This window comes from Shewanella sp. SNU WT4 (assembly GCF_006494715.1).
Taxonomy (GTDB): domain Bacteria; phylum Pseudomonadota; class Gammaproteobacteria; order Enterobacterales; family Shewanellaceae; genus Shewanella.
The window spans coordinates 1,087,634-1,106,126 of record NZ_CP041151.1 but is presented as its reverse complement, the minus strand read 5'-3'; the positions used below and the strand labels follow the sequence as shown (position 1 = coordinate 1,106,126).

At 46.0% G+C, this 18,493-nt stretch carries 14 protein-coding genes; 9 read left to right on the top strand and 5 right to left on the bottom strand.

The features are described 5' to 3' along the window. The first annotated feature begins 16 nt into the window (after positions 1–16). Entirely contained in the window at positions 17–1,219 is a 1,203-nt protein-coding gene (locus tag FJQ87_RS05005; RefSeq protein ID WP_140931107.1) for an IS256-like element ISSod4 family transposase, read from the top strand. An 80-nt stretch (positions 1,220–1,299) separates the two neighbouring features. On the opposite strand, the gene FJQ87_RS05000 is transcribed toward FJQ87_RS05005, so the two are convergent. Further along, on the bottom strand, positions 1,300–1,740 hold the full coding sequence (locus tag FJQ87_RS05000) for a universal stress protein (protein ID WP_140931105.1): 441 nt from the start codon (positions 1,738–1,740) through the stop codon (positions 1,300–1,302). Between the two features lie 344 nt (positions 1,741–2,084). Between FJQ87_RS05000 and FJQ87_RS04995 the strand changes: the two genes are divergently transcribed. Beyond that, the gene (locus FJQ87_RS04995) at positions 2,085–3,500 is read left to right on the top strand and encodes a coniferyl aldehyde dehydrogenase (protein ID WP_140931103.1); all 1,416 of its coding nucleotides are present in this window, start codon (positions 2,085–2,087) and stop codon (positions 3,498–3,500) included. Between the two features lie 128 nt (positions 3,501–3,628). Here the strand turns inward: FJQ87_RS04995 and iadA are convergent, their stop codons facing one another. Further along, a complete protein-coding gene (gene iadA, locus FJQ87_RS04990; RefSeq protein ID WP_140931101.1) occupies positions 3,629–4,801 on the bottom strand; it encodes a beta-aspartyl-peptidase in 1,173 nt (390 codons plus the stop codon). Positions 4,802–4,897: 96 nt separating this feature from the next. Continuing rightward, complete coding sequence (locus tag FJQ87_RS04985) at positions 4,898–5,281, bottom strand: MAPEG family protein (RefSeq protein WP_140931099.1); 384 nt, start codon at positions 5,279–5,281, stop codon at positions 4,898–4,900. A gap of 156 nt (positions 5,282–5,437) precedes the next feature. On the opposite strand from FJQ87_RS04985, the gene FJQ87_RS04980 reads away from it, so the two are divergent. Further along, a complete protein-coding gene (locus FJQ87_RS04980) occupies positions 5,438–6,403 on the top strand; it encodes a patatin family protein (protein WP_240778840.1) in 966 nt (321 codons plus the stop codon). Positions 6,404–6,538: 135 nt separating this feature from the next. Further along, entirely contained in the window at positions 6,539–8,938 is a 2,400-nt protein-coding gene (locus FJQ87_RS04975) for an ATP-binding protein (RefSeq protein ID WP_140931097.1), read from the top strand. Positions 8,939–9,598: 660 nt separating this feature from the next. On the opposite strand, the gene mtgA is transcribed toward FJQ87_RS04975, so the two are convergent. After that, on the bottom strand, positions 9,599–10,336 hold the full coding sequence (mtgA, locus tag FJQ87_RS04970) for a monofunctional biosynthetic peptidoglycan transglycosylase (RefSeq protein ID WP_140931095.1): 738 nt from the start codon (positions 10,334–10,336) through the stop codon (positions 9,599–9,601). A gap of 438 nt (positions 10,337–10,774) precedes the next feature. On the opposite strand from mtgA, the gene FJQ87_RS04965 reads away from it, so the two are divergent. The 3 genes from FJQ87_RS04965 to FJQ87_RS04960 all read left to right on the top strand — a co-directional run bounded on the left by FJQ87_RS04965 (position 10,775) and on the right by FJQ87_RS04960 (position 14,848). Beyond that, entirely contained in the window at positions 10,775–12,970 is a 2,196-nt protein-coding gene (locus FJQ87_RS04965) for an FUSC family membrane protein (RefSeq protein WP_140931093.1), read from the top strand. Positions 12,971–13,232: 262 nt separating this feature from the next. Continuing rightward, positions 13,233–13,400 (top strand): hypothetical protein, encoded by a 168-nt coding sequence (locus tag FJQ87_RS18665; protein WP_168195139.1) that lies wholly within the window; start codon positions 13,233–13,235, stop codon positions 13,398–13,400. Positions 13,401–13,411: 11 nt separating this feature from the next. Next, positions 13,412–14,848, top strand: coding sequence for a disulfide bond formation protein B (locus FJQ87_RS04960; RefSeq protein WP_140931091.1), 1,437 nt, complete (start codon positions 13,412–13,414; stop codon positions 14,846–14,848). A 130-nt stretch (positions 14,849–14,978) separates the two neighbouring features. Here FJQ87_RS04960 and FJQ87_RS04955 read toward each other — a convergent pair whose 3' ends face one another. Continuing rightward, the gene (locus tag FJQ87_RS04955; RefSeq protein ID WP_140931089.1) at positions 14,979–16,244 is read right to left on the bottom strand and encodes an FAD-dependent oxidoreductase; all 1,266 of its coding nucleotides are present in this window, start codon (positions 16,242–16,244) and stop codon (positions 14,979–14,981) included. Between the two features lie 205 nt (positions 16,245–16,449). Between FJQ87_RS04955 and FJQ87_RS04950 the strand changes: the two genes are divergently transcribed. Together FJQ87_RS04950 and FJQ87_RS04945 are read left to right on the top strand one after the other, a co-directional pair. Continuing rightward, positions 16,450–16,860 carry a hypothetical protein gene (locus tag FJQ87_RS04950; protein ID WP_140931087.1) on the top strand — a complete coding sequence of 137 codons (411 nt, stop codon included), beginning with the start codon at positions 16,450–16,452 and terminating at the stop codon, positions 16,858–16,860. 161 nt (positions 16,861–17,021) lie between these two features. Next, positions 17,022–18,371: a cytochrome C biosynthesis protein gene (locus tag FJQ87_RS04945; RefSeq protein ID WP_240778898.1), complete on the top strand. Its 1,350-nt coding sequence runs from the start codon at positions 17,022–17,024 to the stop codon at positions 18,369–18,371. Positions 18,372–18,493: the final 122 nt, after the last annotated feature.

The window sequence follows — 18,493 nt, the reverse complement described above, 5'->3', positions numbered from 1 at the left end:
AAAACAGGAATGACACATGACCCAACCTTTTAACTTCGAACAAGCCCTTAAAGATCTGCAGTCAGGTAAAAGCCTCACAGGTAAAGACAGCATTCTTGGTCCACTGATCAAGCAACTCACTGAAGCGGCTCTCCAGGCTGAGCTTGAGCAGCATTTAGCGCATGATCCTCTGCCTAATCGTAAAAATGGCAAAACCCCTAAGACCATTAAGCATCCGTCCGGTAACTTTGAGTTAGACACCCCTAGAGACCGCAATGGCACTTTTGAACCTCAGTTGATTAATAAAAATCAAACTACGCTAACCGATGAAATCGAACGTAAAGTGTTATCGATGTTCAGTATAGGTATGAGCTATCGCGATATTAATCAACATGTTGAAGATATGTATGGGATCAATGTATCTAACGCAACAGTCAGTGCTATCACTGACAAACTCATCCCCGAACTTAAAGCGTGGCAACAGCGCCCATTAGATAGCCATTATCCTATCGTTTGGCTTGATGCGATACATTATAAAGTCAAAGAGGATGGGCGTTACGTCAGTAAAGCCGTTTACACATTGTTAGCGCTTAATATGAAAGGAAAAAAGGAAATTTTAGGGCTTCATTTATCCGAAAATGAAGGCGCTAATTACTGGCTATCCGTACTGACCGATCTTAATAATCGTGGTGTAAAAGATATTCTTATCGCCTGTGTTGACGGCTTGACCGGTTTCCCTGAGGCGATAGCCAGTATCTTCCCTAATACGGAAACACAGCTATGTGTTATCCACCAGATCCGCAACTCAATGAAGTATGTCGCCTCAAAACATCAGAAAGCGTTTATGGCTGATTTAAAGCCTGTGTATCGAGCCGTGAGTAAAGAAGCCGCAGAGATGGCATTGGACGAACTGGAGGCCAAATGGGGTGATGCTTATCCGCTGGTAATCAACTCTTGGCGTCGCAAATGGCATAATTTGTCCCATTATTTTAGGTACCCAGAACATATCAGGAAAGTGATTTACACGACCAATGCCGTTGAGGCGGTACATCGCCAATTTAGAAAGCTCACCAAAACCAAAGGTGCTTTTCCTAATGAAAATAGCTTGTTGAAGCTACTTTATGCAGGCATATTAAACGCCTCAGATAAATGGACCATGCCAATCCACAATTGGAGCCTTTGTTTATCTCAGTTAGCGATTTATTTTGAAGGGCGTTTAGATAGCGTGCTAGAAATTTAAAAATTAGCCTGACACAGAATTTTGAACGCCCTCACCATTTACGCATAACTTACTTAGGTTAGAATAAGCAGCGCCTGCGGCTATTTAACAATAAGCACAGGGCAATGTGCCTTGTTGGCCACTTGCTCAGACACGTTATCATTAAGTAGATGTGCCAAGCCTTGGCGGCCATTACTTGCCATGACTATCATGCCGCAATCACTGTCGTGGGCTTCTTTAATGATTTGCTCGGCGATGTTGTTTTCTTCGCAGCGGCGCACCACAGTTTCTATGGTTAAATGAGTCTCTAAGCCATCTAATAAAATTTGCATCCGCGCGGCGGCGTCCCTTTCCATCGACTGCATCAGCTCTTCAGGGCTTATCACTAATATTTGAAAACTTTCCGCACCGCTAAGCTGCTCGACCACATGCAATATCCGCAAACTAACTTGATACAGATTAGCCATTTCAATGGCATAGCTAAGAGCATGTGACGATGTCGTTGAAAAGTCGGTTGGCCATAGAATTTTACGTGAGCGCATAGATTATTCCCTCAATAACAACACTTAGTGAAATGAGTGTACAAGTATTGCGCAAGCTGTGTGCATGATTTTCTATTCATGATTAAGCCATTATAAGGCGTTGAATTTATCGTGAAATACATTCAAACAGCTCGCCGGCAAGCCAGTTAACCTTACCACTGATGCGCTCTGCTGCTCAAATAACATTGTACTTGCCTAAGATTACTAACAACTTTACTCTGAGCCTATTAATACATCGGTAATTCATTGAAGAATATGGCCGATTTACATTGAGCGTTAGATAGCAGCCACAGGCTTAGTTCGCCCACACAAGGGCTTATCTGCAGAGTTAAGGTACTTAAGTTATGTCAGCACCGGGATTTGAAACCCATATTCAGGCGTTATTTCAGCAGCAACAGTTGGCCTATCAGCAGCAACCTATGCCAACGCTTGCCCAGCGTAAAAGTGATTTATCTCGCCTAAAAGCGGCGCTACTGCAACATCAAGAACCATTGGTGGCGGCGTTAAATCAGGATTATGGTCATCGCAGCACAGATGACAGCTTAATATCAGATGTTTTGCCGGTCATTAACAACATTAATTACTGTCTCAAACACTTAGCTAAATGGATGAAACCAAGCCGCCGTCATGCCGGATTACTGTTAGCGCCTGCCACGGTGCGCGTGCATTATCAGCCACTTGGAGTGGTTGGCGTGATTGTGCCTTGGAACTTCCCTGTGATGTTATCCCTTGGCCCATTGGCGTCATTAATGGCGGCGGGAAATCGCTGCATGCTTAAATTATCTGAATTTACGCCAGCGACTAATCAAGTCATAAAACGCATCTTAATGGATTGTTTTAGTGCTGATAAAGTGGCGGTAGTTGAAGGTGAAGCCGAGGTTGCCAGCTATTTTTCAAGCTTAGCCTTTGATCATTTACTGTTTACAGGTTCCACTACCGTGGGGCGCTATGTGATGCAGGCTGCCGCTAAAAACTTAACGCCAGTGACTTTAGAGCTCGGTGGTAAATCACCTGTGATTATTGCCGATGACATAGATATCAATACCGCAGTTGAGCGCCTCATTTATGGTAAGTGCCTTAATGCCGGTCAAATCTGCGTGTCGCCAGATTATGTCTTATGCCCAGCCAGTAAAGTGCAAACCTTTGTCAGCGCTTATCAGCAAAAGTTTCACCAAATGTATGGCGCCGTGGCAGACAACCCAGATTATGGCAATGTGATTAACGATCGCCAATTTGCGCGCCTACAAGCCTTGTTGCTTGATGCAAAAAACCAAGGCGCCCAAGTAATTAGCGCCTCAGGCGAGGGCATGAAACCCGATTCACGCAAACTAGCGACCCAGCTAGTGCTCAATGCCAATGATGATATGCAGATTATGCAAGAAGAGATTTTTGGGCCGTTACTGCCAATTATTCCTTACGACTCTTTGGCTGGCGCTGTCACTTATATTAATCATCGCCCAAGACCTTTGGCGCTTTATCTCATGAGTTTTGACGACAATACCCAACAATACGTGTTAGCGAACACTCACTCTGGCGGCGTCTGCATCAATGAAACAGTGTTTCATGTGGCCGCCGATGATGCGCCCTTTGGTGGCATAGGCCCATCTGGCATGGGGCATTATCATGGTCATGAAGGCTTTTTACGTTTTAGTCATGCAAAAACTGTATTGCAGCGCGGCAAGCTTAATACCGGCAAATTAGTGCACCCGCCTTATGGCACTTGGGTGCAAAAATTATTACTTAAGTTCTTCTTACGCTGATATCAGTAAGCCTTATCGGGCAGCAATAACACTGTGATGATAATGCAGATGTGATAGTGCCACCTAATAATAACGCCCACAGATGTGGGCGTTATTATTGGGGTTAAACTTGCGGCTAATCTAGGTCATTAACGGATTTCAAACTGACCATAGCGAGTCGGCTCACCGCCGCGCACTAAGGCTTGGCCGCGACTCCAGACACTATCAATCGTTAGCTTGGCATCAAGCAACACTAAATCAGCATCTAACCCCACCGCCAATTGGCCTTTATGTTTAAGCTGTAAGTTTCTTGCCGCGTTAGTGCTCACTAGCTTAATGGCATCAGACAATGGCAGGTTAGCTTGCACTAACTCGCAAAAGGTTTCGTATAAACTCGCAATGCGGCCCATTTCTAACCCAGTTAACTGACCTAACTCATTAAATACTGGCAGGCTGGCATGGCCATCAGAACTTAAGCTGATGTTGTTTATGCTAACGCCAGCATCTAGCGCCTGAAACACGGCGTCTACTACCGCCACTTCACCACTGTCTAAACAGGCTTGATTGGTTGAGGTGGTAAAATCAATCACGCCGCCCGCTTTGGCAAAAGTGAAACCTTGCTCTAAAAGAGCTTGGCTGCGATTAATATGGGTTGGATAAAACTGCTGCAGCGGAATATCTGTCTCGCTCGCCACTTGATGTAAAGGTTGTAACCCGCCCTTACCATCCCCCACATGCACAAAAACCTTGCCAGCCTTATTGGATAACATGCCGCCCACTCGCGCTTCAGAAGCCACGCGCGCCAGTTCAGTGGTAGTTAACTGCGAGCCGCGGTGATCGCTAATAGCGATTTCACCTATGCCTATCATGTTATCAATCAACATTAAATCGCGGCTAATAGAGCCTGTTAATGTCACCACAGGATAGGCGTAAGAGCCGGTATAACAAAAGACATTCAGCCCTTCATGCTCAAGCCCTTTGGCTTTAGCCAGCATATCTTCTAAGGTGCGACTAATGGCATCAGTGCCTAATGCGGCCACTAAGGTCGTGACGCCATAGCAACTAGCATCGGTTAACTCCATTGCCCGGGTGCGGGTATGATAACCGCCCTCGCCGCCGCCACCTGTGATGTGCACTAATGGGTCAACTAAGCCTGGGATCAATAACTTACCCTGCGCATCTAAGGTGTGATGCACGTTACCGCTAATCGCTAAATCTTTGCCTATGGCGATTATTGTAGAGCCTGCCACCAGCACGTCCACGCAGCCTAAAGGCTCAGGGCTGTATACATCAGCATTTTTTATTAACAACAATGAGGCCATCTTGCCATCCCTTTCCTTACGTTGCGCTGAGCCTAGCGGCCAAGCGCTTAAAAGTCATCTAGCGACGAGTAGAGTGTGGTGGATATCACCAAAGCCTTACATGGCTTGGGCGAAAATCCAAAAGGTAGCAATAATACCAATAAACCAGCTAAGGCTTCGCAGCTTATCTAAATTACATAAGTAACAAGCTTGATAGGCAAGACGCGCTAGCAAATACACCACGGCCGCAACTTCTGACTGCGCATTAATAGTATCTGTAGCAATCACTAATAATACCGCTGGCGCAAATAAGATTAAGGATTCAAAGGCGTTTTGATGGGCAGCTAGCGCTCGCGCGCCCAAGCCAGTTAAACGCGCTTGCTGGGCGCGCGGATGAGCATTGTCATATCGCCCCTCTTTTGCCATCGCCCAACCTAGCGGTATTTTGGCAAAATAAGGTAGTAACATGGCTATGAGTAAACAGATGATGAGAACTGACATAATTATCCTTTGTTATTATTGGTATAAGATGATGATTACTTTGAATTGAGCGCAGATCCTACACTATTAATCCGCCTAGATTAACTGCCATTAATTGGTCTAGCTAGCGCCGCGGAGGTACATTAATCGCCTTCGCAAAAGTAATGTGGCCGCCTCATGGCATTTCTAGCTCAGCTCAACAATACTGGTACTTCCTTTAGTCATGGTAGTTTTCAACACTATAGCAAACCTATGCATTCACCTAGCCGCAAACATATAGTTGCTGGGACTGCGCTGATAGTTGAGGGAGGTGGGCAAAGAGGGATTTTTGGTGCAGGTATTCTCGACAGCTGGTTAAAGGCCGACTTTAACCCTTTTAAAATCCTCATAGGTACATCCGCAGGGGCGCAAAACATTAGTGCATACCTTTCAGGCCAACACGGTTATGCCAAGCAATGTATTCAGGTACTTTCTCGCGATAAACACTTTTTCAATGTCAGTCGCCGCTTTCTTGGCAAAAGCATGTTGGATTTAGATTGGTACTTTGCCCAAGCTAAAGAAAAAGGCATGGAGCTCGACTTGCAGCAAGCCAGCCTTAACAGCCAAGACCGCCAAGTCTTATTTACTGCCACTCGCGCCGCGGGGCTGAAAGCTGAATACCACCAGCCTCAGGCTCACAATTGGTATGATGTGCTCAAAGCCAGTAGCGCCTTGCCATTTCTTTATAACCAAGATGTCATGTTAAGTGGTCGCAAGTATTTTGATGGCGGCGTTACCGCGCCGCTCCCAGTAAGAAAAGCCTATGAATTAGGCGCGCGTAAAATTGTGGTCATTCGCTCTACCAATGCCCAATATCAAGCCAACTCACCTGCCTTACATCATTTAAAAGAATGGCTCTGTCAGCATGGCTCTTGTCCGGCTCCCATAGGCCTACTTGATATGCATGAACAGTCTTATCGCCATGAGCTCGATTTTATTGAGCATAAACCTAAAGATGCTGACATCATCCAAATCTTTGCAAGGAAGCCGTTAGAATCGAGTTTAATCGGCAGCCAATTGCTGCAACTAGAACATGACTATCAGCATGGCGCTGAGCAAGGCCGACAAGTATTGGCGCAGCTCAAGCAACACCTTTGCAGCTAACATTGGCCAAAGGTTAGCGTTTACGCCTGATTGATATGTCATTAAATATCGCCGATAGATGCATTTATTCTTTGCCTTAATCAACTGGCTATCTTATTGTCATTGTTAAGGTTATTGCATAAATAAGGACATGCTATGGCGATACAACTCTTAAGCGGCGAGCAAGTATACCGCAAGACTAAGCTCACAAACGCCCATACAGTTCCAACCCATTCAGATATTGCCTCCAGCGCCGACTTTTTAGCGATTGATGAAATCTTAGGGCAGCAGCGCGCGCGCCAAGCGCTTGAATTTGCTATGTCCATTAAAGATAAGGGCTATAACATTTATGCCATAGGTGAAAATGGCCTAGGCAAGCGCACTATGGCGCTGCGTTATTTAAATAACCACACTGCGCCCTCTAGCCCATTATTTGACTGGTGCTACATTAAAAACTTTGATGAAGAGCGCAGCCCCAGCGTATTAAAACTGCCACTTGGCAGCGCTAAACAATTTAGAAAAGACATAGAATCCCTGCTATTTAAACTCGTCAAAGCCCTGCCGCTGGCCTTTGATAATGACCTGTACCATAGCCGCGCCGACCAACTAAAAAGCCAGTTAGGTTTACAGCAAGAAACCTTAATGCAAGAACTTAATGATGCCGCTAAAGCGCGCCACATTGAGCTCACCATTAGTAATCTCGGTGATTATCAGTTAACAGCGCTCAACGGCGAAGAAGCCCACACGGAAGAGAGCTACAACGCCTTAACTGAGGCGCAGCAAAAACAGTTTGAGCAAGATATTCAATATCTTGAAAAACAGTTACGCTCAGTAATTCGCACCTTAACAGAGTGGGAAGATGAGTTTAGTGATAAACAAGATCAACACGATGAGCAAGTGGCTAAAGGGGTATTAACCCATTATTTACGGCCACTGAAAAAGCGTTATCGCGAGCAAACCAGTGTTCATGATTATCTCACCGCCATGGGCAAAGATATTCTAGAAAACTTAGATATATTTCTTGATGCCAATGAAGAAGATTACTCGCTGGCACTCGCCTCATTAGAGAAAAAACTGCCGCGGCGTTATCAAGTCAATGTGTTAGTCGCTGGCGATAGTTCCGCTGGGCTGCCCATCATAGTGGAAGATAACCCTAACTATCACAGCCTCTTTGGCTATATCGAAAATGCGAGCTTTAAAGGCACTGTCTTTACCGACTTTACCCTTATTCGCCCCGGCAGTTTGCACAAGGCCAATGGCGGCGTATTAATGATGGATGCCATTAAGGTATTAGATCGCCCCTATGTGTGGGACGGCCTTAAGCGCGCCTTGCGCGCTAAACAGTTAGATTTAAGCTCTTTAGAGCGTGAGGTCAGTTTATCCGGCGCTATTTCTTTAGCGCCTGAACCTATCCCATTAGAAGTAAAGATTATTTTGTTTGGTGATCGCCAGACTTATCAGTTATTGCAGCATTATGATCCGGATTTTTCCGAGCTCTTTAGAGTGACCGCTGACTTTGAACATACCATGACGCGCAATCAAGAGACTGAGCATCAATATGCGCGCTTTATAGCCTCCATCATTGAAGACAATCAGCTGTTGCCCTGTTCTATCGCCGCCATGGAGCGAGTCATAGAATTTAGTAGTAGGCGCGCTGATCATCAAAATAAACTGTCGCTCTATTCAGTGGAAGCCGCCAATTTACTGCGCGAAGCCAACTATTTTGCCCAGTTAGGCGCAGATAAGATGATCCACTCAGAGCACATCAGCCAAGCCATTAGCGCTCATGAATATCGAGTATCAAGATTACGCAGCCAGATTATGGAATCCTTTGAAGATGGCACCACCTTAATTCAAGTCAGCGGCAGTAAAATTGGCCAAGTGAATGCGCTCTCAGTCATGAGTAGCGGCGATCATGAATTTGGTGTGCCCAATCGAATTACGGCGACTACCTCTTATGGCACAGGCGAGATTTTAGATATAGAAAACAAAGTCAAACTCAGTGGTAGTCTGCATTCCAAAGGCGTGTATATCTTAAGCGCTTATTTAAATACCATGCTTGCCAAAGAGCAGCAGTTACCGATTAACTGCCATCTGACCTTCGAGCAATCTTATGGCGGCATAGATGGAGATAGCGCCACTATGGCCGAATGTTGCGCCTTGCTGTCAGCCATTAGTGAGCGCCCTATTAATCAACACATAGCCATCACAGGCTCTATGGATCAGTTTGGGGAAGCTCAGCCCATAGGCGGCGTGAATGAAAAAATCGAAGGCTTTTTTGATGTGTGTGCGCTTAAAGGCCGCACGCCTTTGCAAGGGGTCATAATACCGCGCACCAATGTGGCTAACTTAATGCTACGCAGTGACATAGTGGCCGCCATAGCCGCAGGTGACTTTCAGGTATGGTGCGTAGATAACGTTATGGAAGCTATGAGTTTATTAGCTGGCACCCATAGCGATAGTCAGGGAGACATGCACATTTTAAAACTGGCAGAAGCCAAACTTAACCTTATTCGCGCGAATCAAGCTGAAAAAGAGTCAAAAAAAAGCCGCTGATAACAGCGGCAAACCTGGGTAAGAGAATCGGGCTATAAGCCGTCATAAAGGCAAGGAAATCATGATGTCACACTTATCGAACATAAATAGGATGCCAAAGGTTTAGCCCTTGGTGTCCTTGAGCCTCAATTAATGGACAAGTAGTCGCTACTAACCGATTGGCGCGCTGATGAGACGCCTGCCAAGTGTGTCTAAGGCTCAATTGCCTCCGGCGTCTTTGTCTGGCAAGTAACTGATGATGGGCAAATCGCACAAAGTGATGTCGAACCACTATCATTACTCCAGACAAATCCAGTCAAAAACAGCTAAATTAACTTAAATCAATCAACCACTTAAATAGCTAATGAGTTAGAGTTCATTTCGATAACTGAAGATTACTCCCCACATAAGGCAGCGTAAACCCCTTGCCGGTTTGAATTAATCTTGCAGCCTTAATTCCCCTGCACCGCCCTTATGTGAGCGCTTGCGATTTAGTTCATCTATCCTAAGCCATCAAGACTGCACGCCCCCTGCCAATCAGGGTTTCATGGCTATTTTAGGTGTTAACTTGATATAAAAATCATCAACAGCAAACGCTAATGTAAACGCTTAACGTGAACTTGAGTTCATAAAGGATTCATTGCCGTTCACAAGGCAAACACGATGGGCTCAGACTTGAGCTTAAGGATGTGGGGCGCTGCGGATTTGCTGCAATGGCTCATCCCCTAATTGGCGCATTTGTTTGCGTATCCACGCAGAGCGCTTAATCACATAAGGCGATGGCGGTTTAACCTTATAGCGCACCGGATTAGGTAAAATCGCCGCTAACAGCGAGGCTTGATGACTTGTGAGGTTACGGGCAGAGACACCAAAGTAGTGGCGCGCCGCATCTTCAACGCCATAAATATCTGGGCCTAATTGGACAATATTTAAATACAATTCCAGTATCCGCGACTTAGGTAAAATCGCCTCAAGCCAGAGGGTTAACCAAGCGCCTAACGCCTTTCTAAAATAGCTGCGATCTGGCCAGAGGAATAAGTTTTTGGCTAATTGCTGGGTAATAGTGCTGCCGCCGCGAATTTGTTTACTGTGCTGATTATGCTCAAAGGCCGCAATCATAGCGGCATAATCAAAGCCGTCATTGCTGGCAAATGTTTGATCTTCGGCGGCAATCACAGCAAGCTGCATATGGGGATTAATCTGACTCAGGCTCACCCAAGTGTGCGGCGCAGCATTAATGCCTTGCTGCTGCAAGCGCCAGCTCCAAGTCGCGGGATCGCAAAACTTAATCCCTAGTACTAAGGCAAAGGTCAGCGCGATAAATGCCAGCAATAACCAATACAGGCTATGCATTAGCGTGCGCGCAAGCGGGCGTTGACCCCGACCTTGTGACTCGTGATTAGCCAGAATGAACCTCATTCATCATCCAACACCTACTCCAATATTGTCAGCCCCCTTATGCATTCATAAGTGAGTCAACCGTGCGTTAACAAGCTTTTAGTTAACAAAGCGTACGTATCAAGCCTACTGTTCCATCAGCCGCCAGGCTGATTCAAGTTCATCATAAATATCATCTTTTACACTGGCGAGCCATGCTATTTGTTTAGTTGGTAACGCATTTGTTACTAATAAGCTTTGAGGCGGGGATGGGCCGATTGACAACTAAAATAGAAACAAGAGAGAAGCAAGAGAGAAACCACTAGCGAGATGAGTTGCGATACCGCCCCCATTGACGCTTAAGACTCTGTAAATCGGTACCATGCAGTAATCATCGCAGCAATAGTTACAAAAAACTTGCCCGCCCACTAAGCATTTGCGGCTAAAGTAAATAGACTAACTCACTGAGATAACTCAACTATGCTTAAGTTTCGCGATTGGTTATCGTCATTCAAGCAGCCGGCATTATGGCGCTACAGCATGAATATTCGCGCCAATGTCGCCGCATTGAGTTTTATTTCGTGTTCATTGCCGCTGTTTTATATAAACCAAGTGACCTTAGGCATAGCGGCGTCGCTTGGGTCAATTGCTTGCGGTTTAGCTGATAGCGCTACCTTAATGCGTCATAGATATCGTGATATCTCCCTTGCCATAGTGGTATTTTTTTTCGCGGCGCTGGCAGTCACGTTACTCTTTCCCCACACCTTAGTGTTTGTGGCTTATCTCGCCGTCAGTAGCTTTGGCTTATTAATGCTAGCCGCCTTATCGCCACGCTTAGGCGCTCTGGGGTTTGCCAGTATTTTGCTCGGCATTTACGCCATGATTTTATATTCAGCCAAGCAAGCGCCTTGGCATATTCCACTGATGTTAGCCCTCGGCGCGCTCTGGTATGGATTGTGGCAAGGGTTGGCAACCTTAGTGTTCCCCCATCAGCAAGACAAAGATTTATTGTTTGATGTCTATCGTCAGCTGGCCAAAAAATATCAGGCCCATGCAGCACCTCTCCTTGAACACCCAAGCCAACAGACCCATGCCAAGCTAGGCAGTAGCGTAATTAGCTTAGGGCCTAAGGTCTTTATCGATACCGCCAAGGCGCGTTCACGCTTTACGCAATCGTTTAATGAATTAAGCCATCGCCTCTATCAAAAAATGAGTGCGGGTGAAATAAACCTCGCCTTAACTCAGTTGCAAAGTCAGTTAGATCTCGCCGCTATGCTGGCGGAACATAGCCGCCTGCTAGACTTTATCCCATCGATTGAGTTTAAAAGCCAATACCCAGTGCAACTGGCGCAAATGCATAAAGCTTGCAGCGCGATTGCCGATTACATCAGTCGCGGCGCCACTCATGATAAGCGCCCGCTTGAAGCCATAGATATTCATGGGTTGCAACTTTGGGCGGCGCGCCAGCAGGCAGCTCTTATAAACGCCCAACTTAATCCACAAGCTATGGCTGATTTGCAGGCTGAGCTGCAATTAGCAAAAAAGTTTATTGAGCAACTCGCCCTCATTATCAATTTATTAACACAGCGCGAGCCGAGGGCAAATTATCACACGCCAAGCCATTACCAGCCGCAAGTCAGCAGCAATGGTTGGCAAAATCAATGGCAGAAATTTATTCATCAATGCCACTGGCAGTCAAACGTGTTCCGCCATGCCATTCGCGGCGCCTTATGCTTGGCCTCTGGCTTAATACTAGTGCGCGCCTTTGATTTAGAGTTTGGCTTTTGGACCTTAATGACGAGCTTATTAGTACTCAAACCTAATGTGGCTATGACATGGAAGCGATTTTTAGACCGCTTTATTGGCACTATGGCAGGCTTATTGTTAGTGGCTGTTATGCTTAAATGGCAGGCACCTATGGGGCTGTTACCTTGGGTGTTTTGCTTAGCTGCTACGCTATTTTTTCACACTTCTGCGCGCCATTATGCGGTGGCAGTTTGCTGCGTGACCTTATTTGTGTTTTGTGGGTTTTCCCTGAATGGCGAAGGCGACATCATTTTATTGCCGCGCCTTGAAAATACCTTGCTAGGGATTTTATTGCCGCTTGTCTGGGTCATTATCATAGCGCCTGGTTGGCACAAGCATGACTTCCCTAAGCAGTTGCATTTAACCTTAGTGGGATATCAGCAATTGTTAACTCAATTACAAGGGATGCTAGATGCCAGCGATAACAACCAGCAAGCCCAATTAACCGCGAGCCTTAATACTTGCGTGAGTAATGACGTCAATCTATTTGATTTATGGCAAGGCTATTTGGCTGAACCCAATCGCAATACTCGCATCACTGAGTCCATGCTAGTGTGCAGTTACAGCAGTAATTTAATGCTGCGCTTACTGACAAGATTACAATCTCGCGCCCATGAGTTAACAAGCGCTGAAGGTCGCAAAGAACTACAAGCCACCATTAGCTTAATTGCCAAAGCCGAAACACGTTTGGCACATTTGAGCAAGTCACGATTATTTTATCCCTATATTGCCCGCCACCAGCAGCAAGTGCATGGTCAGCTTGAGGCCATGATTAAACAAGGCGATCTTAACGCTTTGGCATTACTTAAGTTATTGCAGGCCGAAATCACCAGTTTTACCTTGCTTCACCCCGCCAAAAACCGTGCTTGATCACGCTAAGATTAAACGCAAGCCGCAACAACTCACACTTTCGCACCGTTTGAAATTATTCTTCACAGTTTACGCAAAACATCACCTACTGCTTTAGGGTTATGCGACATTACCCCCATTTTGGTAGTTAGTATCCTGCTAATTTAGCGACATGGTTGCGCCGTGAAATAAATTTAATACAGCACGGTCGACATTTATTACTAGGCACTGGCCATTGGGTGTTAGCCATTTTCTAGCCATTAACCTTGCAACGGAGAGAACCGTGGAGTTTCTATTATTTTGCATTATTTTTGTGACGGCATTGCTAGTCGCCTTTAAACCACAAAAACAAAAGCTGGCTCATATTTTATTGACTATCAGTATCTTATTAAGTCTTTTCATTTGGTTAATCGCGACTTGGGGCATGTTAGTCCCGGCTGGTAATCTGTAAGGGAACTCATCATGAACGAAATTACATTAAATCGTATAGTGTCCTTTGCAGCACTGGTCTTAATCGCTTTCCCTGTGGGTATTGCCTGTATCATTTTAGGCTTTGGCATGGGTGATACCCCATGTATTTTATGCTGGCAAGAACGTACCGCCATGGTACTGGTGTCCTTGATTGCCTTATTCATCATGCGCTACGGCCTTAAGCCTAAATATATAGGCGCGTTGATCTTAACTGCCGTCTACGGTTTATGGGCTGGCTATCGCCACAGCTCAAACCACATTATCCGCGATATTGGCCAAGGCTTTGGTCCTGCCATTTTCGGCGTACATACCTATGTATGGGTAATTGTGGTATTTGCCATTATCTTATTGTTTGCTGGCGCATTATTACTGCTGCAAGGTGACAAGCTGAGCGACAAGCCAGCGCCATGGAGCCTGTTTAACAAGGTAACCATCAACACTTTCTTAGTGATCATTGCCTTCAACATAGTGCAAGCCTTCACCCAAACTGGCCCGTTCCCATTCATTGGTCAGAGCGATCCGGTGCGCATGAGCTTTAATAGCGACAACATCATTTGGTCAACAGGTAACTGGCCGAGCCCATCTAAGCTGTCAGTTCGTGGTGCTTATACCATTGAAAAGCCAGACTTTGCCGCTATGACTAGCGATATGGCGACCAAAATGAACAGCGATAAGTCGGTATCTGCTAGCCAACAATTAAGCTTACCTGCGGCCATTGAAGGCGTGGTTACTGGTATTTCGTATCAAGCAAGTTCAGGTTTATATGCCTTAGTCACCAGTGATAACTGGGTGTATTTCTTATCTACCGATTTGAATACTATTTTGGCGCAAGTAAAAATTGACGCGGCTTTCTCAACTGAAATCTCAAACTTAGCTGGCGTGGCTTTTGATGGTGATAACAGCGTGATAGTGACTGCCGATCACAAGAGCTATGCTCGCGTGGCTTACGACCCAAACGCTAAGATTGCTAACTACTATGCCAACTTTATGGCTGGTACCGATGGCGTGAAAGAATTACGTCGCGGCCGCTTTGAAACCACTCGCGCCAAGTTCAACTATATCGGTGACATTGGTTATGATGCTGACAAGCAAGAATACCTGATGGTGACCTTGCCAGTGGCAGCCCGCAATAACTTGGTCGTGACTCGCATGAGCGCTAACGATCTTAAGTTAAATAGCGAAGCCGTGATTGGTTTTGATGGCAATACCTTACCACAAGTAACTGGTATCGCTTTGGATAGCACTAACATCTACCTGCTGAGCCGTTCAGGTGAGCAAGTATTAGTGATGAACCGCGATAACCAAGTGGTAGAAGCTATCAACTTAACGGCGACGTCTAACCCACAAGCCATGGCACTGGTTAATGGTCAATTGGCCGTAGTTAATGCCAAAGAAGGCCAAAACAGTATCAGCTTTTACGCCCTGTAAGCTCAATGTTTATGAGTTAACAGCTTAATAGCTGCCTCTGTTGGTAATAAAAAAGCGCGATAGTTTATATCGCGCTTTTTTTACCTCTAATCATTAGCCTTTATATCGTCTTTATAGCTAACACGGCCCGCTAGATAGCAAGCTCTTGAACTATGCCATCAGCACTATCGTTGCTTACTGTCACTCCAGCGCTACTGGTGCGGCGAGTAAAAAAATCTGCGGCAACACTATCAATAACGCGGGTATTCACATCAGCAATAGCGCTGCGTTTGCCAAGCTGCGCCTTAATCAGCGCCAATACATCGGCAGCTATCGGCATAAACTCAGTTAATTTGCCGCCATAAATACTCACTAGCCTTGGGCTATTGGCTTGCTGCACTAACAAGGTATCACGCGGGCGACTAAAGGCGCTGCCTTCATTTTTAGGTAAAGCGCGCACGCCGCAAAAATGGCCAAGGATCAACCCAGCTAAACTCGCGCGGTTATGATCTGAAAAATAATGATGATAGTTAGTCAGTAAATATTCTTGCTCTGCCAAGGTGATTTGCGGCTGCGGCGGCATCACAGCTAATGGCACTTCGGTCGTTCCCACTAAGGTTTTACCCTGCCAAGGCATCACAAAAAACAGCCGCTCATCGAGCTGAGATTGCAAATAATACACCCCGGAAGGCGCCGGAATATCTAACCAAAGATGCGAGCCTTGCACCCAATCGACCGCAGGCGGCAGTTGTTTAGGGGTAACATGTTCTAATAAATCATTGGCCCAAGGGCCGGCGGCATTAATCACCATACTTGCGCGCACACTGCCTTCATTCCCTAAAGGGTCGCTATAGCACACTTGGCACACGCGCGCGCCATGATAAATATCAACGACTTGTCTATGTTGATGTATGTCTGCGCCAAGTTTTTCAGCGTCCGCCGCCACGGCTAAGGTCAACGCCTTGTCATCGGTTTGTGCGTCCCAATATTGCAGCATATGGCGTAAGTTATGCTGATTTAGGCCTTGATGATCATCTGTTTCATTCAATTTCACTTTAGTGAATTTCGCCAGCGCATCCCCTTGAGCCAATAAGGCATATAAGCCTAAACCCGCGGTTAAGGTCATCAGGCCGCGCTGACTGTCCCTATAAATTGGAATATAAAAAGGGACTGGGTTAACTAAGCTTGGGGCTAATTGCAGTAATTGTCGCCGCGCTTGCAGGCAGCGCCGCACTAAGGATAACTGACCGGATTCTAAATACCTGAGGCCGCCATGAATTAACTTGCTGGAATGCGATGAGGTGCCGCTTGCTATCTCGTCGCGCTCCCATAAGGCCACAGAATATCCAGCCGCCGCTGCCGCCTGCGCTATACCAACGCCTGTGATCCCGCCGCCAATGACCAGCACATCCAACATAACTTTCTCCTTAATGCCGCGTTTACAGCCGCTAACTCACTGAATTAACTGTAACAGGCTTTAGCTTGTACTGCCGTTTTTTAGTCGCGAAAACTTAACTGCGGCGCCATCATCAAGCGTTAGGTTTAGCGCTAATAATCTGGTTTGCATTTAAGTAAACTTTGCCTTAGATTAATCGGCTTTAATGCTTATAACGATAATAACTATGCGCATCTTTTCTGTTTTATTGGCTTTTGTGGCCATGTCAGCCAATGCCTCTTGCCTTAATGGCGAGCATCTTGGCGAAGTCGAATTTAGTATCAACAGTTCCTATTTTTCTGGCCAAGGGCAACAACTGTTAAATCAAGTCAATAGCCCGACGGCCAGTAAAGCTAGTGCCGATGGTTATTTATTACTGCAATTTTCAGCCGGCCTAGACACCAGCGATGAAAAACTAAAAGACTATAACAAGTGGCTCGCCCAGCGCCGCATTGAGCGCATCAAACACTACCTCACCACTCAAGCTTTTAATGCCCCGATTATTAGCCGAATTTTAACGGTGGAAAACACCCAAGTGCGCAGCGTTCAATTGTATTGGTGCCCAGCATTAGCGCCTGACATATCGCTGGCGGAATAAGTTCCCTCGCAGATGATTAATTCTGACAATTTGGAGCTAGCTAACATTTCCTTAATAGCAAGATGAGCTGCCTCACTGATAAGCGTAATCTAACGTTATGAAAATAAAGTTATTACGGTTTTATTATGCGGAACATTTATACCTTTTTGTTAGTTGCCATCATGGCTATCTTCAGCGGAGCTAGCTCTGCTGACACCCTAGCGTGGCAACAGACGGATGCCAAAGGCCAAGTTACCATTCCCGTCTATTTTTTCTGGTCACAAACTTGCCCGCATTGCGCGATTGCCCATCCATTTGTAGATAAATTAGCGGCTCATTACCCTTGGCTAGCACTGCAATCGTATAAAGTGACCGACCCTGGCGCCTTGGCCTTGTGGCAACAAGTGGCTGAAGCTACTGGACAAAAAACTACCTCAGTTCCCTTTTTTGCGTTCTGCGGCCAATCGAGCGTAGGTTACTCGAGCGATGAAGTCTCGGGCGCCTTTATTGAGCAGCAATTACGCCAATGTTATCAAGCGGCGGGCGGCACTATTAGCCAAGATAATATGATAACGCCTGCGGCCATAGAGCAAACCTCGGGTACTAATGAAGCCCCGTTATTTGCTACTTGCAGCCAAAATAGCCTTGCCGGCGCAGGTAGCTGCGACGCCCCAGCTATTACCTCAGTGCAACCTGTGACTATTCCTTTTATTGGTACTATCGCTCCAGAGACCTTATCGCTGCCACTACTCACAGTGGCATTAGCCGGGGTCGATGCCTTTAACCCTTGCGCCTTCTTTGTGTTGTTGTTTTTACTCTCAATCATGGTTAACGCCAAAAGCCGCACGCGCATGTTGTTAGTCGGCGGGATTTTTGTGTTCTTCTCTGGCTTTATTTATTTTTTATTCATGATTGCTTGGCTCAATATTTTTGAGCTGCTTGGCGCCGGCGGTGATGGCGGCACCATAATTTTAATTGCAGGCTTATTGGCCTTGGTGGCTGGCGTTATCAATATCAAAGAATTCTTCGGCCAGAAAGGCAAAATTAGCTTATCTATGTCTGCCAATAACCGCACGGGCCTGATTAAACGCATGGGTAAATTATCCAGCGCTACCTCATTAGGCGCCATGATAGTCGGCACTACTGTGCTTGCCATTTTAGCCAATGCCTATGAGCTGTTATGTACTGCAGGCTTTCCTATGATTTATACCAGCGTGCTCAGCATGCATGACTTAAGTAGCCTTGAGCGCTACTTATACTTAGTACTTTATAACTTAGTGTATGTGATACCACTGGCCGTGATTGTGATTGTATTTAGCTTAACCTTAGGCAAACGTAAGCTCAGCGAGAAAGAAGGCGAAGGTCTAAAGCTGATGTCTGGAATCATGATGCTAGGTTTAGGCAGCATGTTGGTGTTTGACCCGACGTCAATGCAAAATCCTGTGCTCGCTATTGGCCTCATTATTGGCGCAATATCCCTGACGTGTAGCATTATCTGGCTGCGAAAATGGCGCGCTAGGTTCACTCGTTAACGGTAATAACTAAGCTTGCTCGTTAAGGACCAATGATGCGTTTGAGGCTGGCGTGAATCCGTGAGTAAATGCCACTAAACTTAATGGCAAAGCTGCCGATAAGCTAGATACCGCTTATCGGT

What these genes read in the sequence shown, in the direction of transcription:
- FJQ87_RS05005 (WP_140931107.1), top strand. Translation starts at nt 17, where the DNA reads ATGACCCAACCTTTTAACTTCGAACAAGCCCTTAAAGATCTGCAGTCA.
- FJQ87_RS05000 (WP_140931105.1), bottom strand. Translation starts at nt 1,740, where the DNA reads ATGCGCTCACGTAAAATTCTATGGCCAACCGACTTTTCAACGACATCG.
- FJQ87_RS04995 (WP_140931103.1), top strand. Translation starts at nt 2,085, where the DNA reads ATGTCAGCACCGGGATTTGAAACCCATATTCAGGCGTTATTTCAGCAG.
- iadA (WP_140931101.1), bottom strand. Translation starts at nt 4,801, where the DNA reads ATGGCCTCATTGTTGTTAATAAAAAATGCTGATGTATACAGCCCTGAG.
- FJQ87_RS04985 (WP_140931099.1), bottom strand. Translation starts at nt 5,281, where the DNA reads ATGTCAGTTCTCATCATCTGTTTACTCATAGCCATGTTACTACCTTAT.
- FJQ87_RS04980 (WP_240778840.1), top strand. Translation starts at nt 5,438, where the DNA reads ATGGCATTTCTAGCTCAGCTCAACAATACTGGTACTTCCTTTAGTCAT.
- FJQ87_RS04975 (WP_140931097.1), top strand. Translation starts at nt 6,539, where the DNA reads ATGGCGATACAACTCTTAAGCGGCGAGCAAGTATACCGCAAGACTAAG.
- mtgA (WP_140931095.1), bottom strand. Translation starts at nt 10,336, where the DNA reads ATGAGGTTCATTCTGGCTAATCACGAGTCACAAGGTCGGGGTCAACGC.
- FJQ87_RS04965 (WP_140931093.1), top strand. Translation starts at nt 10,775, where the DNA reads ATGCTTAAGTTTCGCGATTGGTTATCGTCATTCAAGCAGCCGGCATTA.
- FJQ87_RS04960 (WP_140931091.1), top strand. Translation starts at nt 13,412, where the DNA reads ATGAACGAAATTACATTAAATCGTATAGTGTCCTTTGCAGCACTGGTC.
- FJQ87_RS04955 (WP_140931089.1), bottom strand. Translation starts at nt 16,244, where the DNA reads ATGTTGGATGTGCTGGTCATTGGCGGCGGGATCACAGGCGTTGGTATA.
- FJQ87_RS04950 (WP_140931087.1), top strand. Translation starts at nt 16,450, where the DNA reads ATGCGCATCTTTTCTGTTTTATTGGCTTTTGTGGCCATGTCAGCCAAT.
- FJQ87_RS04945 (WP_240778898.1), top strand. Translation starts at nt 17,022, where the DNA reads ATGGCTATCTTCAGCGGAGCTAGCTCTGCTGACACCCTAGCGTGGCAA.